We start from the raw sequence: 15,920 nt of genomic DNA, 5'->3' as shown, positions 1-15,920 counted from the left end.
GGGGCCGCCACCTCCCGGTCAGTCCCGTCCGTGCGCCGCCCGAGTCCGCAGTTCGTGCTCGGCGGGTTGTGGATCGGGCACCGAGATCGTCACCGCCGCGATCGATCCCCCGCGGAACGCGAACGGTGGGCGGTAGGAGGTCGACACCGGCTGGCCGACCTCGCGCCCGACGGTGGCCCCCTCGCCGGAGAGCGAGAAGAACGCCGGCTGGGTGATGATCGTCGCGGAGTCCTGGACGGCGTCGTCGACGAGGAGCCGGGCGGTGCCGGTCGGGGAACTGCCCTCGCGGCCCTCGATCGTGTACTCGACCCGGATGCGATGCGGCCCGGCGGAGAGGGCGGCCCCGTTCAAGGTCTGCTCGCGCTCACCGAGGTAGTTGTAGACGTATCGGATCCGACGGTCCTGCGCGAAGAGCGCGTGTCCGCCGAAGCGGGCGCCGAGCGAATAGACCACCCCCTCGACGGCGGCGGGATCGTCGACGACGAGATCGGCCTGGATGACGAAGGGTTTGCCGATGATCTGCACACCGGAGTGCTCGGGCACCGGCGCACTGTCCGGGTACAGCGTGGAGGTCGTGCGATCGCCGGAGACGTCGGGTCGGTGCACGGTCATGATCTCCAGCGCGGTGCGGTCGTCCAGCGGGAAGCCGTTGTAGCGCTCGGCGAGCTCGTCCCACCGCCGCTTGAGCGCCTCCAGCCGCTCCGGCTCGGCATCCGCCAGGTCGACGAGTTGGTTCCGGTCGTCCGCCAGGTGGAAGAGCTCCCAGGTGTCGTCGTCGAAGCGTCCCCATCCGGTCGGCATGGGCGGATGCACCGTGCTCGCGTGCCAGCCGTCCACCCAGATCCCACGGGTGCCGAGCATCGAGTAGAACTGTTCGCGTTTCGGCGTCGGCGCCTCCCCGTCGTCGATGACCGCCCGCACGCTGACCCCGTCGAAATCGGCGAGGGGTCTGCCGGCCACCTCCGCCGGCGTCGCGATGCCGAGGCAGTCGAGAACGGTCGGGACGATGTCGGAGACGTGCAGGTACTGACTCCGCAGCTCGCCCCGGGCGGAGACGCGGGCCGGCCAGGACAGGAGGAGCGGGTCCGCCGTACCGCCCTCGAAGTTCGCGTACGTCTTGTACTGCTTGAACGGAGTGTCGAACGCCATCGCCCATCCGGCGGAGTAGTGCGGGTGTGTCGACTCGGCCCCCAACTCGGGCAGGAGCGCCAGGTTCTGGTCGAGGTCCTCCGGGATGCCGTTGTACCAGCGGTTCTCGTTCACCGAACCGTACGGGCCGCCTTCGGCGCTCGCTCCGTTGTCGGAGAGCACGACGATCAGGGTGTCGTCGAGCTGACCCGTCTCCTCCAGGAAGTCGAGCACACGACCGATCTGATCGTCGGTGTAGGTCGCATACCCCGCGTAGACCTCGGCCTGCCGTTCGAACAACCGCCTCTCGTCGTCCGAGAGCGAGCTCCAGGGCCGGACGCCGTCCGCCTCGGTCCAGGGCTGACCCGACGCGCTCGTCGCATCCGCATACGGATTCAGGGGCGGCAGCGTCGTCGCCTCGGGAACGAGGCCGAGCCGGATCTGGTTCGCGAGCACGACCTCCCGGTACTTCTCATAGCCCATCGAGAAGGTGCCGGCGTACTGGTCGGCCCACTCCGGGAAGACGTGGTGAGGCGCGTGGGTCGCCCCGGGCGCCAGGTAGGTGAACCAGGGTTTGGCCGGCGCCGTCGACATCGAGTCGCGCAGGAACTCGATGGCGCGGTCGGCGAGGTCTTTGGAGAGGTGATAGCCGTCGGCGGGGGACGCCGGAGGATCGACAGGGTGGTTGTCGTAGGTGAGATCGGGGTACCACTGATCCGTCAGGCCGCCGAGGAACCCGTAGAACCGGTCGAACCCGCGCGACAACGGCCAGGTGCGCTTCGACGCCCCCATGCTCATCTCCGACGCGGGGCTCAGGTGCCATTTCCCGACGGCGAAGGTGTTGTACCCGTTCTCGCGCAGGATCTCCGGCAGGAACGCGTTCTCCGGCGGGATGAGGCAGCTGAGTCCGGGGAACCCGTCCGAGAGCTCGCCGATCGTCCCCATGCCGTTGGACTGCGCGTTTCGGCCCGTCAGAAGTGAAGCACGGGTGGGCGAGCACAGCGCGGTCGTGTGGAACTGCGAGAAGGTCAGCCCGCGCCCGGCGATCCGCGCCATGTTCGGCATCCGCACGAGACCGCCGTACAGGTCCCAGCTCCCGTAGCCCATGTCGTCCCACACGATGAAGAGCACATTGGGAGCGCCCTCGCGCGCTGCCGGCTCCAGATACGGTGTCCAGTCCGGTGTCGAGTCGCGCACGTCGCGTTCGATCTTCCCCTGGAAACGAGCCATCGGTGTCGCCCTCCGTCCGGTCAGCACGAGAGACATGATCGCGGCGGTGCGTGAGCGCGTCTAGTACCTCACACCTCGTCCCGTCCGCGGCGGCCCGCGCGGAGATCCGGTGTGGTCAGGACGGGGAGAGGGCCACCGACGGACGGGACGACGGGACGGACTCGCCGCCGAGTGCCGGGACGAAGCGATCGGCCCCGGTCGCCGTGCGCGAGGAACGATCCGGCAGCGAGACCACGACCTGGAACCTCTCGTCGAGTCGCCGGGCCCGGACCTCGCCGCCGTGGGCCCGGACGATGCCGCGCACGATCGCGAGCCCGATTCCGGCTCCCTGCCCGTGGACGCCGGGCGACCGCGCGTCTCCTGCCCGCCACCCGGCCTCGAACATCCGCTCGAGGTCGCCCGGATGCACACCGTCGCCGTGATCGGTGACCGTCAGCTCGATGCTCTCGTCCGTCGTCCTGCGCGCCGCGATCAGCACGGCGGAACCGGCCGGGGCGTACCGGATGGCGTTCGTGAGGAGATTCACGACGACGCGCACGAATCTCTGCGGATCGACCGTGAGCTCCGCGACCCCGCTGGATTCGTAGGCCAGGTCGATGTCGCGCGACTCCGCGAGAGGCCGCACGTCCGCGACGGCCTCGGAGATGAGGTCGCGCAGCTCGATGGGTTGCAGACGGAGCTTCAGGGTGCCGCTGTCGATCCGCGAGAGCTCGAACAGGTCGTCGACGAGCTGGTTCATCGCACGCGCCTGTACGCCGATCATGCGGATGTAGTCGTCCGGGTCTTCGACGGCTCCGTCTTCGAGAGCCTCCGCCAGAGCGGTGATGCCGGCGAGCGGGGTCCGCAGATCGTGGGACGTCCACGCGAAGAAGCGGCGGCGGGTCGCGTCGAGCCGCTCCAGCTCGAGCCGGGCCGCGGTGAGCCGCTCCGAGGTCTCCGCCAACTGGGTCGAGAGGTCGGCGAATTCCCTCCACTGTGCGCCGTCGGGGGCGAGCACCTCGCCGTCGCCGAGCCGTCTCGCCGAGTCCTGGAGCGTGGCGAGGGAGCGCCGGGCCAGGCGGGCGACGGCGGATGCGGCGAACAGGCTGAGGATCGCGGCGATGGCGAGAACGGTGAGCAGGATGGTCAGGTCGTGGCCGGACAGGTACATCTCGATGCCGATCGCGACGGTCGACCCGACGATCGCGACGATGGCGGCGACCACGATGATCCCGAACTGGGACGCGATCGTCCCCCGGCGGTTCACCCGGACGGCCAGGAGGGCAACGAGGAACGTCGCCGCGGTGCATGCCCCGGAGGTCAGGGCGATCAACCCGATGTCGCTCGCGCTCAGCATGCCGTCAACCCCGTCGCCGTGAACCGGTACCCGGCTCCCCATTCGGTGTGGAGGAAGCGCGGGTACGCCGGATCCGGTTCGACCTTCTCGCGGAGGCGGCGGACGTGGACCGTCACCGTCGACGCGTCGCCCGTGCTCCACCCCCAGACCTCTCGAAGGATCTCGTCTCTGCCGATCGGCCGATCCTGGTTGCGGAGCAGGAACACGAGGAAGTCGAACTCGCGTGTGGACAGCCGGATATCGCGTCCGTCCAGCCGCACCTGGCGCCGCACCGGGTCGACACGGAACACGCCGACCGAGTACGGCGCGCTCGACGAGACCGCCCGGAGCCGTCGGACCGCAGCGTCGATGCGCAGGCGCAGCTCGGCCAGCGCGAACGGCTTGGTCACATAGTCGTCGGCGCCGTGTTCGAGGCCTTCGATGCGCTCCTCGACCTCGTCGAGAGCGGTCAGCATGATGATGGGCAGGGTCCCGGAGGCCGCCCTGGCCGCGCGGCACACCTCGTCGCCGCTGAGACCCGGGAGCATCCGATCGAGCACGAGCACATCGGGGAGCCGCGACCGGAGCGCGGCGCGGGCCGCCACCCCGTCCGCGATCTCGGTGACCCGGTAGTCGCCGGAGCGCAGATAGTCGGCGAGGACGGTGCGGACGACCGTATCGTCCTCCACCACCATCACGTGGGTTCTCTCGGGAGTCGGCACCGGGCCATTCTGCACACACCCGGCTGCGCACCGCCTCAGTCCTTACGGTTTCGAAAGAGCCGCCCTCCACGGCATCCCAACCCTCCTACGGTCGACACGGCCGATCGGATCCGATCGACTCTCCACACCGAAGGGACCCCCTCCATGCGCAGACTCATCACCACGGGCGCCGCCGTCATCGCGATCGCCATCGCTCTCACGGGATGCAGCGCCTCGACCGACACGGCCGGCGGTGCGGCGTCCACCTCGAGCGCGGCGTCGACTCCGAGCGCGACGTCGTCGACCACCTCCACCGCCGAGCGCACGGGGACGTTCGAGGGGCTCAACGGCAAGAAGGTCTCCGGAACAGTGACGGTGACGGGCGACACGATCACGCTCGCGGGCTTCTCGTCGGACGAAGGCCCCGACCTCCACGTCTACCTCACCAACGGCACGCAGGAATCGGACGTCGCGGATGGCACGCAGGTCGACGCCGTCCGATGGAACGAGGCGGAGCAGACGTTCCAGTTGTCGGGCGTCGACGCGTCCTCGTTCAGCACCGTGGTCATCCACTGCGACAAGGCGAAGGCGGTCTTCGGGGCCGCCGGCCTGTCGTGAGCACCCGGCGTCGTCGCACCGTCCCCGTCGTCACCGTCCCTGCCGTCACCGCCCTCGCCGCCTCGGCGGCGAGGGCGGCCCTCGGGGCGTTGTGGCTCGCCGAAGGCGTGCTCAAGGTGCAGGCGGGATTCGGCCGCGCGGACATCCTGCTCGTCGCGAGCGGAGCGCACGCGAACTCCCGCGTCCCCGACTACTTCGCGGCGTTCGCCACTGCGGTGCTGACTCCCCTGGCCGGTCTGTTCGGTGTCGCGATCCCGGCGCTCGAGCTCGCGCTCGGCATCGCCCTCCTCCTGGGCGTGCTGACCCGGACGGCCGCCCTGGTATCGCTGGGGACGCTCCTGCTCTACTGGTCGTCCGACCAGCTCATCTGGCAGTACCCGATCATGGCGGCCCTCTCCGCCGTGGTGATCGCGGTCCCGGTCGCGGCGCGTGCCGTGTCGCTCCCCAGCGCGGTCGCCTTCGGCCGGAGGCGACGAGCCGGGTGACACGATGCGCACCCCGGCCTCCGCCACCCCATCCTCCGCCGCCCCGGCCTCCGCCGCCCCCGCGGACGACCTCAGCTGCGGCGGCGACGGATGCGCACCACGCTCCGGGCGACGAGCCCCAACCCGACCAGGAGCGCACCGAGCGCGGCGAGCGGCACCAGGTCGGATCCGGTGTCCGAGAGCGTCGTCGCGGCGGGATCGAAAGTGTTGGTGACGGTGAGGTCCACCGCCATCCCCTCCCCGACGGTCACCGTTCCGACGCTCGGGTCGCCGCCGTTCGGCGTGATCGACGTGGCCGCCGCGCCACCGGAGTCGGTCTCGGTCAGCCGGCACTGCGCACCGGTGGGCAGGTTCTCGTAGCTCGCGGTGAGGCCGGGGCGTGCGAGGGTCCGGTCCGGTCCGCCGGGAATGGTCACCGCGGCGGGGAGGCCGTCGACCGTGGCCGTGCAGACGAGATGGACCACGAACGGGCCGGCGGCGTCGGCCGCACCGGGGCCGTCCAGCACCTTGGTCACCGTGATCGATCCGACGTCGAAGGTGTTCACCGCGGTCAGGGTCGCCGTCTCGCCCGGCACGACGATGACCGCCCCCGCCGGCTGGCCGTCGGCGTCCAGGAGCGCGGTCGTGGTGGCGCCTCCCGTGCCGGTCTCCCGCAGCAGGCAGGTGGCGTCGGCCGGCAGGAGCAGGTAGTCGGCCGCGTAGCCGTTCGCCTCGGAGAGGGCACGGGTCGCACCGCCCGGGATGTCGACCCGGGTCGGGACGCCGTCGACCGGCCGCAGGCAGGTCAGCGAGACGGTGAACGGCCCGGCCCCGTAGAGCGCCGCTCCCGGTCCCTGCCGCACCTTGTCCACGTGGATCGAGCCGGCGAGGAAGGTGTTGGTCGCGGTGACCGTCACGGTCGTCCCGTCGCCGATGGTCACCTGGCCCGGATCGACGACCGAGCCGTTCGCACCCCCGGTGCCGGGCTCGGTGATGGCGCAGACGGACCCGGCCGCGATGCCCGTGATCGTCGACTGCAGCGGACGGCCGCCACCGAGCACCACGGTGCCGTTCCAGGTCGTGCGGCTGCCCGAGGCGTCGTCGAGCGTGCAGGTGACGCGGAAGAGGAACGGGCCGGCGCCGAAGTCCGGTGCCCCGTCCCCGTCGACGACCTTGGTCAGCTGCAGCGAGCCGGCGCCGAACACGTTCGCGATGGCGATGGTGTTGGTGTGGTCGCCGGCGGCATCCGGAGTGAGGACCACCGGAGTGGTCGTGCCGGTGGTCGGGCCGGTGGTGCCGTCCGCGGTCGTCGTGGTGACCGTCGTGCTCGTCGCACCCTTGGCATCGGTCTCGGTGACGACGCAGGAGGCGCCGGCCGGCAGGCCGTCGAGCCGGAGCGATCCGCCGTCGGCGAGCGCGGCCGTCATCGGCGTCGTCGGGCCGTAGCCGGTCGCGTAGACCGGGTCGCCGAGGTACGTGCACTCGACGACGACCGTGAACGGACCGTACGGGATGGGGGTGCCGTCGTGGTCCACGGCGCCGGAGTCCACGGTCTTCGTCACGAGCAGACCGGCGAGCTCGTAGACGTTGGTCACCGTGATCACCGCGGCCGGGTCGGCATCGGTCCCGACCGTGACCGTCGTCGAACTGGTCGAGGTCTGGCCGGCGTCGTCCTCCACGAAGGTGCACTCGGCGCCCCACGGCAGACCGTCGACGGTCGTCGGGGCGCCGGGCGTCAGCGTCAGCGGGAGCGGGTCGAGGGCCACTCCCGCCGAGACGCACTGGAGCGTCCCGGTGAAGGTCGCCGGGGCGAATCCGGCGCCGGCCCCGGTGACCTGCTTCTCGATCGACACGGGACCCGTCGCCGACTCGACGCCGACCTTGTTGCCCTCGGTCTGCGCGGTCACCGTCGGCGTGCCGTTGATGCCGACGACGCCCGCCACGGCGACCGTGTTCCAGGCGATCGGGTTCTCGGTGCCCGTGGGCGGCACCGCAGGGGTCCGCGTGGTCACGTCGATGCCGATCGCACCGCCCGGCGCGATGGTGGGGGCGAACGAGACGACGAACTTGAGGCCGGTGACGGTCGTCGGGTCGGCGGAGCCGTCCCACAGGGTCCAGGCGCCGGGTGGGCACGCCGTGCCGGTGGTCGCGAGATCGTCGGTGCAGGGTTGCGCGTCCGTCGTGAAGTACTCCTGCATGGTGGCGCCGGCCGGAGCCTTCGCAAGCGTCGAGGTCCCCGTGTAGGTCGGGCGGAACTCCGACCCGCGCGGCAGCGGAGTCAGGGCACCGGTGTCGCCGGGGGTCGGCAGCTTGTCGATGGCGACCATCCGGTCCATCGGCAGTGTCCCGGTGTTGACCAGGTTCAGCCGCCACACCTCGGTGCCGCCGGGCTTGGTGATGGGCACGCACGGACCGACGTAGAAGCCGTCGGCATCCGCCACGCAGTCCGGTACGGCGGGGTTCGTGGCGTCGACGCCGAGCTCGGTGTCGGTGGCGCGTACGGTCTTGATCCCGCGCAGCGCCCCGGCCGTCTCCACGGTGACGGTCGTGTCGGTCGAGCACGCGCCCGTCGTCGGATCGAGCGTCCCGCCGCAGGAGTCGAACGGCCGGTCGCCGGAGACGTCCAGGGTGTTGGTCACGTCCGTCCCGGCGGGCAGCCCCGCGCGGAACATCAGCGCCACGGTGATCGTGTAGGTCTGGCCCACCTCCAGCACCGTCCCCGGTGGGAACGTGAACTGGATGCGGCCGCCGGCCTGGCTCGCCGTCGCCGTCACCTGGGTCGGGTCGGTGGGCATGGCGGGGCCGCTCGGCGGGGCCGGCGCCGCTCCGGCGAGCGCATAGGTGTACGGCGAGCTCCCGGGCGCAGCGAACGGGTCGAACACCAGCAGCGGGCCGGACGCGTCAGTCGGGATCTGATCGGTGATGACCGGATCGGTGACCGCGATCGCCCCGGTGTTCGTCACCGTCAGCGTGTACGGGATCACCGACCCCGGTTGCTGCACGCCGGCCGGGGTCTTCGACACGTCGACGGAGCTGACCGCGTGCAGGTACTGCTCGGTCGCCGTGGCGGAGTCGGTGGCTCGGAACGGAGGGCCGCCCGCGTCGAAGGTGCCTTGCACGCTGGCATCGAGGGTGTTCGTGAAGGTGCCGGCCGCGGTCTCCCCCGGAGCGGGTGCGTTGCTCGACAGATCGCTGGGCACCGGACCGCCCGAGTGGAGGTCGGCGCGACGCTGCATGCTGAGCTCCACCGACTGCGTGGGTGTCGGCTGAAGGAGGTCGCCGTTCTGCTGGGCGAAGAAGAACCACAGGCCCTCCACCTGGTCCGGGGTCACCCCCGGCGGCAGCGGGTTGGCGTTGGCCTCCGCCTCGGTGAGGATGGAGCCTTGCACCCAGTGCCCGCCGTCGTCGATGCAGTTCGCCGCCGGGTTCGTCCACGCGCGGCCGACGCAGGCGTCGATGACCACGCTGTCGATCGGCGAGGTGAGGACGAGCGGGGTGGCGAGTCCCTTGTAGTCGAAGGCGTTCCAGAACGTGCCGGTGTCGTCGATCAACGTGATCGTGCGCGCACGGATGGTGCCGCCCGGTGTGCCGGTGAGGGTGACGGTGACCGGGGAGTCGTCCGGCTCGGTCTGCTGGGCGGGACTGATGCTCTTCTCGGCCGTGACGGTCAGCGTTCCGTCGTCGAGCTGCATCGAGGCCGATGCATCGGTCGTCGGGGTGCCGCCGGTCGCCCCGCCCTCGTCGGCGACGCCGGCCTGAGCGGTGTTCGGCACCGGCGAGTCGTCGGCCGCCGTGACCGGGGCGCCTCCGGTGCGGTGCGTCGCTCGCAGTCGCGTATCGAACACGACCACGGACTGGGCGCCGGCGTCGATGCGACCCGTGCTCAGGACCTGCACGCCCACGACGTCCTGCATGTCCTCCGGCGGGAGGGCGAGCGCCTCGGCGATCGTGTAGGGCGTCACGACACCGACCGCGTTCGTCAGGTAGACGGTGGTGCTGGTCGCTCCCGCGGGAACGGAGATGCTCTCGAACTTGACCAGGTCGAAGATCTCGAACGGGTTGGACGCGCTGCCCGGCGCCGGGTCGGTGATGGTCAGTCTGTCGACATTGGATGCGGTCGTGTTCGTCGCGGTCAGCGTGATGCGCCCCGACGGGTACAGCGTCGGGTCGGTCCCCGCCTGCGGAATGCCGAGCGGGCCGCCCTGCCACTGCTTGTCGAGGGTGACATTGAGCGGCACGTCCAGCAGCCGCACGATGTCGGAGGCGGTGTCGGTGACGGTCGAGCCGTCGACCGACGAGGTCCCGGTCGCGCGGGCGGTGTTGGCGATCTCGCCGGCCAGGTCGGTGTTGTACTTCCGGGTCGCGACGACCGGGTCGGGGTTCTTCTCCGGAGCGCGCACGTCGTCGCGCAGCTGGAAGGTGAGCACGATCGCGCGATCGTTGCCGTTCGAGCGGGCGACGCCCGACCCGACGGGAGGCGCGGTGGGGTCGCCGACGGAGGCCGCGGCGCGGTCCGGGCTCTCGACGTACGTCATCCGCACGCCGACGGTTGAGGCGCGCTCGGCCGCCGTCAGCGTGAGACCGGGGAACGCGCCGATGCACGCCGACGGACAGGGGTCGTTCGCCGCATCCACCCAGGCCGTGCCGTTGTAGAGCTGCACCGAGGTGATCTGGTCGTACTTCAGGTGCGGGTCCTGTGCGGCCGAGATCGCCGGGATGCCCACGAGATCGAAGGCGTTGAAGACCGACTGCGAGAGCGGCGTGCTGGCGGGGTCGGCGGCGTCGGAGATCACCATCGACGCCAGGTTCGCCCGGCCTCCCGTCGACCAGTTCAGCGTCGCGGTGGTCTGGGCGTCGCTGCGGGCGGTGAGGATCTTGGGGGCGGCCCACGCCTTGTCGAGGAAGTCGTCGCCGCCGGGCAGTCCGCCGGCGATGAGGTCGACCGTCGGGCACGGCGCGGGGACGACCGCGTTCGCCGTCTCGCCTCCCACGCCGGTGGCCGAGGACGCGGCGCAGTTCTCGATCGTCTGGTCGGTGCCGGTCGCGGGGCCGGTGCCGTCACGCACTTGATCGCGCAGCGACATCGTCACGTTGGGTTGAACGGTGGTGCCGGGCGGGAACGGCGGCTTTCCGGGGAGTGGGGTGTAGATGAAACGCAGGCCCTGGATCTGGTCGGGCGTCGGGTTCGTCGTGATGGGCAGCGAGAACTCCGGCGGCGTCGTCGGCCCGTCGATCCCGACCGCACCGGGCAGGTCCACCCACTGTGTCCCGTCCCAGTATTGGACGGTCATGCTCGCGCCGGCCGGGACGGCCGTCTGCGTGATCGCCGTCACGTCGAAGTGGTTCCACCAGTCTGTGAGCGCGGGCGGGTCGCCGGGAGGGTCCTGCACGACGATGGAGTCCGCATCCACCGTCGACTGCGGATACGGTGCCGTCGAGGCCGGCAGCTCGACCGTCACGTACTCCCCCGGGTTCGACGCGATCTCGTTCGGGCTGATCGTCTTGCCGATCGTCGTGTCGAGACGGGTCGCGTAGATCGTGAGATCGGCGCTCGCGTCGGCGCTTCCGGTGGTGTTCTGCTCGGATGTCCCAGCGACGGTCTGGGTGTTCGTCAGCGTGAGCTGGTCCGTGGTGATGGATTGGTCGGTGTCGAGCGTGAACGGGATGCTCGCGTTCGCGCCCGGCGGCATCGATCCGGTGAAGGTGACCGAGAACCTGGTGACGGACTTCGCCGGGTTCGGCGGCGGGATGGTGCCGGGGTCCGGAGAGGTGAGCACCTCGTCGGTCCCGTCGGCGTAGTAGTAGTGCACGCTGACGCCGGTCGCTCCCGCGGGCGCGGTGATCGTGCCGAACCCGCCGAACGACGTCCCGGCCGGGAAGGTGCCGGTGCCGGACGGCTCGGTGAAGGTCAGCTCGGTGAGCGGCACGGCGCTCTGGTTGGTGCCGCCCAGCGTCACCGTGGTCGGCTTGCCGGCGACCACGGTCGACGGGTCGAACGCCTTGGTCGCGCCGACCGTCACCACACTGGACTGGATCGTGTAGTCCGCGTCGCCCGTCCCCGTCGCAGTGTCGCCGCCGAGCGCCACCTCGCTCTGCACGGTGTTGTCGACGACGAGTGCAGCGGGCAGCTCGGAGACGTTGTCCCTCTGCTCGAGGTCGACCTGCGCCGAGGCCGTCGACCCGGCCGGGATCTTCTGACCGGTCGAGCTCGTGAAGGTGTAGCGCACACCGAAGACGCCGTCCGCCGGCGGGCTGGACGGGAGCACCGCGGTCGGTCCGGGCGTGCCCAGCACCCACTGCGTACCGTCCCACACATCCACCTGCACCTGGTCGGCCGGTGGCGGGAAGGTGACCGGGCCGAGGGAGGCGACGGCCAGGTGGTCGAACGGGTTGGGCGACGCGGTCGGGTCGGTCGGGTCGGTCAGCACGATGCTGTCCACTCCGGCGTTGGAGGTGTTGGTGCCGTTCATCGTCACCGTCGTCGGCGTGCCCGGGTCGGCGGGCGCCCCGGTCGGGCTGAACGACTTGGTCGCCGAGGTGGAGAGGTCGAGCGGCACCTCCGGGGTGACCGACGCGCTGGAATCGGCCGGGGCGAGCTCGTTGGTGGCGGTGAGATGGCCGGTGTTCGTCACCGGGATGCCGTCGGCCTCATAGGGGAGGTCGTCGCGGGCGCGCACCGTGATGGTGACCACGCCGCTCGCCGACGGCGGGAGGCCGATCGCCCCCGGCGGGTCGTCGAGGGGCGAGTCGAAGACGACCGTGACATCCTGGCCCGACTGCACGGGGGTCTGCGCCGAGAGGCCCGCGCCGACGGTGACGCTCACGATCTCGAACTCGGCCGGGATCGAATCGGTCAGGGTCGCGTCGGTGCACCCGGTTCCGACGTCGACGGCCGTGCAACTGACCTCCAGCGTGTAGCTGAAGGTCTGGCCCGGTGCCACCGTCGTCGTCGACGCGGTCTTGGTGAGGGAGACCTGGCTGGACCCCTCCGCCGCGGCCGTGGACGCCGCGAGCGGCACCATCGCCAGCACCAGTACGGCAGCGAGCGCAGCACCGACGCTCCGGACCGCTCCGGACCGTTTTCCCCATGTTTTCGCCATTGAGCGCCGACCCCCATCTGTCGAACGTTGGCAAAAGCCTACGAGCCTTCACAGCCGCCATCTAGGGGGGAGTGAGCGGCCCGCTGACGTCCGCCCTCAGGGCAGGACGATCTCGAAGTCCGGGTCGCCCGGGTCGAGGACGGCCGTCAGCCGGTCCAGGATGCCCGTGTCGCCCTCCACCTCGAGACCGTCGGAGGTCGTGTCGCCGGCCGCGAGTCGCAGGAAGCGCGGCTTGCTGAGGCGCAGGCTCAGCGGCGCCGTGCCGTCCGGATCCTTCTCGACGTAGATCAGGACGCCGTTGTGCAGGGTCAGGTGGAAGCTGCGCCCGAGGTCGGTGAACGTGATGTCGAGGGCGAGGTCGAGGTCCCAGGCCTTCGGGCCGTCGACCGTGATCGAGACGGCGTCGAAGATCTGCTCGGGCGAGAGCTGCGCCAGGATGGCGGGGGCGTCGGTGTTCGTCGGCGTGCCGAAATTCCCCTCGCGCAGCTCGGTCGCTCCCGAGAGGAAGAAGTTGCGCCAGGTGCCGTTCTCGGATCCGTAGCCCAGCTGCTCGAGCGTGTCCGCGTAGAGCGTCTTCACCGCCGCGTTGCCCGGATCCGTGAAGACGGCGTGGTCGAGCAGCGTCGCCGCCCAGCGGAAGTCGCCCTGGTCGTACGCCTCCTGCGCGAGCTCGATCACACGGTCCACTCCGCCGATCGCGGCGACGTAGCGCTCCGCCTGCGCCTGCGGCGGGTGCGGCCAGAGCCGGGCGGGGTTGCCGTCGAACCAGCCCATGTAGCGCTGGTAGATCGCCTTGACGTTGTGCGAGACGGAGCCGTAGTAGCCGTGGGTGCTCCACTCCGCCTCCAGCGCCGGCGGCATCCGGAAGTCCTCGGCGATCTCGGCCCCGGTCAGACCCTTGTTGAGCTGACGCAGCGTCTGGTCGTGCAGGTAGCCGTAGAGGTCGCGCTGCACGCCGAGGAAGTGCACGATCCGTTCCGTGCCCCAGGTGGGCCAGTGGTGGGAGGCGAACAGCACGTCGGCGCGGTCGCCGTAGCGCTGGATCGCCTCGCTCAGGTAGCGCGACCACACGTGCGGGTCGCGCACGAGCGCTCCGCGGAGGGTCAGCAGGTTGTGCAGGTTGTGGGTCGCGTTCTCCGCCATGCACAATGCCCGGTAACGCGGCAGGTAGAAGTGCATCTCGGCGGGTGCCTCGGTGTTGGGGGCCATCTGGAACTCGAACTCGACCCCGTCGATGGTGTGCGTCTCCCCGGTGTCGCGCACATCGATCGTCGGGACCAGGATGCCCGGCGTCCCGGTCGAGGTCGTCTGCCCGAGTCCTGCGCCGACCTGTCCCGCGGGTCCCCGGTCGAGGGCGGCGCCGTACATGTACCCGGCCCGACGTCCCATCGCCGTTCCGGCGTAGACGTTCTCGGCGATGGCGTGCTCGAGGAATCCGTGCGGAGCGACGATGTCGACCTTCGGGCTGGCGGGGTCGGCCGGGTCGACGATCCCGAGCACGCCGCCGAAGTGGTCGATGTGGCTGTGCGTGAACACGACGGCGACGAGCGGCTTCTCCCCGCGGTGCTTCCGGTACAGGGCGAGCGCGGCCTTCGCGGTCTCCGCCGAGATCAGCGGGTCGACGGCGATCACCCCGGTGTCGCCTTCGATGAACGACATCACCGAGAGGTCGAGTCCGCGCACCTGATAGAGGCCCTCGACCACCTCGAAGAGCCCGTGCTTGGCGACGAGCTTCGACTGCCGCCACAGGCTGGGGTTCACCGTCGACGGGGCGTCGCCTTGCAGGAAGTCGTAGCTCGACGCGTCCCACACGATCTCGCCGGCGTCGTTGCGGATCGCCGGGTCGTCCAGCGTGCCGAGGAAGCCGCGGTCGGCGGCGTCGAGGTCCGCCGTGTCGGAGAACGGCAGCGTGTCCAGGAGCGCACGGTTGGCCGATTCGATGGACGGAGTGGGGTCGTTCTGCCGCATGGACGTCTCCTTCGTCGGGGAGCGGGCTGATCTGTTCGAGGCCGAGCGGTGGGCACTCACGCTGATCATCGTCGCGCGCGACCATGCGCGTCTAGAGTCAGCACTGGGAATCGGAGCCGGACAGGAAGGGACGCCCGTGAACGCCATCACTCCCGTGGGCTGGGTGTTCACCGCCCTGCTCCTGGTACTCGTCATCGCCTGCGTCCTCGCCGGCAACGGGACTCTGAAACGCAACCACCTGTTCGGCGTGCGCATCCCGTCCGTCCTGCGCGACGACGACGCCTGGCGGGCCGGTCATGCCGCCGGGATGCTGCCGGCCACTATCGCCTTCGTCACCGCCATGGTGGGGGAACTGGTCGGTCTCGTGCTTCCGCTCGCGCACGTCGTCACGGTCGTGGCGTTCGTCGCGGGCGTGGTCGCCGTACTGATCGCGGCCTCGCGCGCGGCGAAGCGGGCCTCATCCGCCTAGTCGAGACGGCCCGTCGGCATCGCCGCGATCGTCTCGCCGTACGCCGTCTCACCGATGTCGGTGAACCCCATCCGGTGGAACGCGTCGCCCGGACCGCCGTCGCCGGGCTCCCAGAGCACGGTGATCCGGTCGATCCCCGCCGCGGCGGCGGCAGCGGCGAACGAGCGGATCAGGAACGTCCCCACCCCGCGGTGCTGCGCGTCCCCGTCGACGAAGATCCGCCACACGCACGCCCGGAACGGCTCCGATGCGGCGGGATCCTGGTCGAGTGTGGCGTGGAGGAAGCCGACGACCTCGTCTCCGTCCAGGGCCACCCGTTGCCACGACGTGGACGGGTCGGACGGCGTCACGGCCAGCGAATAGGTCAGCGGCAGCACGAACCGCTCCTGCCCCGGACGGACGCTCAGCTGGTTGACCGCGTGGATGTTGTCCACGCCGAGCTCCGCCAGCCGCAGGCCGGCGAGCGCGGGACCGGGTGACGACACCGTCTCGACCATGGTGCTCCTTCTTCCGTCGCACTCCTTCTCGGTGAGGTCGATCCTGCGACGGGATGCTGTCGTTCCGCCGTCGCGACGCTATGGATGCGCTGTGGAACGCTCCGGCCCGGCGCCCGGCCGGATCCGCGGGGTTCTCAGCCACCCGTGCGTCTGCCAGGCTGACGCCATGTCGATCCCGGTGACCGCTCTCGTCTGGGCCTCCTGCGCCACGGCCCCACCGAACGGCGAGCCCTGCAACGACACCCCGACGACCACGGTCCTGACCCCGTGGTGGCTGCCGCTCGTCATCGTCGGGATCGTCCTCGTCGTGCTCGCCGTGGTGGTTCTGATCCGCACCCGTTCGCGGCGTGCCTAGGATCCCCTCGAACGCCGAGACGCGCATGACCGCGCGGAGAGGCGCCTGATCGCCGCGCCGTACGAGACGGGGACG

The 15,920-nt window shown here is 70.7% G+C and carries 10 protein-coding genes; 4 read left to right on the top strand and 6 right to left on the bottom strand.

All coding sequences use genetic code 11. The features are described 5' to 3' along the window. Positions 1 to 18 precede the first annotated feature (18 nt). From U870_RS0105930 to U870_RS0105920, 3 genes are all read right to left on the bottom strand, one after another. On the bottom strand, positions 19 to 2,358 hold the full coding sequence (locus U870_RS0105930) for an arylsulfatase (RefSeq protein WP_025156494.1): 2,340 nt from the start codon (positions 2,356 to 2,358) through the stop codon (positions 19 to 21). Positions 2,359 to 2,473: 115 nt separating this feature from the next. Further along, positions 2,474 to 3,694 carry a sensor histidine kinase gene (locus tag U870_RS0105925; protein ID WP_025156493.1) on the bottom strand — a complete coding sequence of 407 codons (1,221 nt, stop codon included), beginning with the start codon at positions 3,692 to 3,694 and terminating at the stop codon, positions 2,474 to 2,476. Next, positions 3,688 to 4,395, bottom strand: a complete 708-nt coding sequence (locus tag U870_RS0105920; RefSeq protein ID WP_240183636.1) for a response regulator transcription factor — start codon at positions 4,393 to 4,395, stop codon at positions 3,688 to 3,690. The genes U870_RS0105925 and U870_RS0105920 overlap by 7 nt, the downstream gene beginning before the upstream one ends. A 144-nt stretch (positions 4,396 to 4,539) precedes the next feature. Between U870_RS0105920 and U870_RS0105915 the strand changes: the two genes are divergently transcribed. Next, positions 4,540 to 4,992, top strand: coding sequence for a DM13 domain-containing protein (locus U870_RS0105915; RefSeq protein ID WP_025156491.1), 453 nt, complete (start codon positions 4,540 to 4,542; stop codon positions 4,990 to 4,992). Next, positions 4,989 to 5,477, top strand: a complete 489-nt coding sequence (locus U870_RS0105910) for a DoxX family membrane protein (RefSeq protein WP_025156490.1) — start codon at positions 4,989 to 4,991, stop codon at positions 5,475 to 5,477. Before U870_RS0105915 ends, U870_RS0105910 begins: the two co-directional genes overlap by 4 nt. Before the next feature lie 71 nt (positions 5,478 to 5,548). Here U870_RS0105910 and U870_RS0105905 read toward each other — a convergent pair whose 3' ends face one another. Together U870_RS0105905 and U870_RS0105900 are read right to left on the bottom strand one after the other, a co-directional pair. Beyond that, positions 5,549 to 12,556, bottom strand: a complete 7,008-nt coding sequence (locus tag U870_RS0105905) for a DUF5979 domain-containing protein (protein ID WP_081815193.1) — start codon at positions 12,554 to 12,556, stop codon at positions 5,549 to 5,551. 96 nt (positions 12,557 to 12,652) lie between these two features. Beyond that, a complete protein-coding gene (locus U870_RS0105900) occupies positions 12,653 to 14,524 on the bottom strand; it encodes an alkyl/aryl-sulfatase (RefSeq protein WP_025156488.1) in 1,872 nt (623 codons plus the stop codon). 136 nt (positions 14,525 to 14,660) lie between these two features. Here U870_RS0105900 and U870_RS0105895 point away from each other — a divergent pair, with 136 nt between their 5' ends. Beyond that, a complete protein-coding gene (locus tag U870_RS0105895) occupies positions 14,661 to 14,993 on the top strand; it encodes an SdpI family protein (RefSeq protein WP_162819094.1) in 333 nt (110 codons plus the stop codon). On the opposite strand, the gene U870_RS0105890 is transcribed toward U870_RS0105895, so the two are convergent. Next, complete coding sequence (locus tag U870_RS0105890; protein ID WP_025156486.1) at positions 14,990 to 15,490, bottom strand: GNAT family N-acetyltransferase; 501 nt, start codon at positions 15,488 to 15,490, stop codon at positions 14,990 to 14,992. The two genes, U870_RS0105895 and U870_RS0105890, sit on opposite strands and share 4 nt — an antisense overlap. A 166-nt stretch (positions 15,491 to 15,656) precedes the next feature. On the opposite strand from U870_RS0105890, the gene U870_RS0105885 reads away from it, so the two are divergent. Continuing rightward, a complete protein-coding gene (locus tag U870_RS0105885; RefSeq protein WP_162819093.1) occupies positions 15,657 to 15,845 on the top strand; it encodes a hypothetical protein in 189 nt (62 codons plus the stop codon). Positions 15,846 to 15,920: the final 75 nt, after the last annotated feature.

Origin of the sequence: Leifsonia aquatica H1aii, from assembly GCF_000633535.1 — a bacterium.
GTDB classification, from domain to species: domain Bacteria; phylum Actinomycetota; class Actinomycetes; order Actinomycetales; family Microbacteriaceae; genus Leifsonia; species Leifsonia aquatica_A.
Note: the sequence above shows the minus strand (reverse complement) of the source record. Positions and strands in the feature narration are given on the sequence as shown.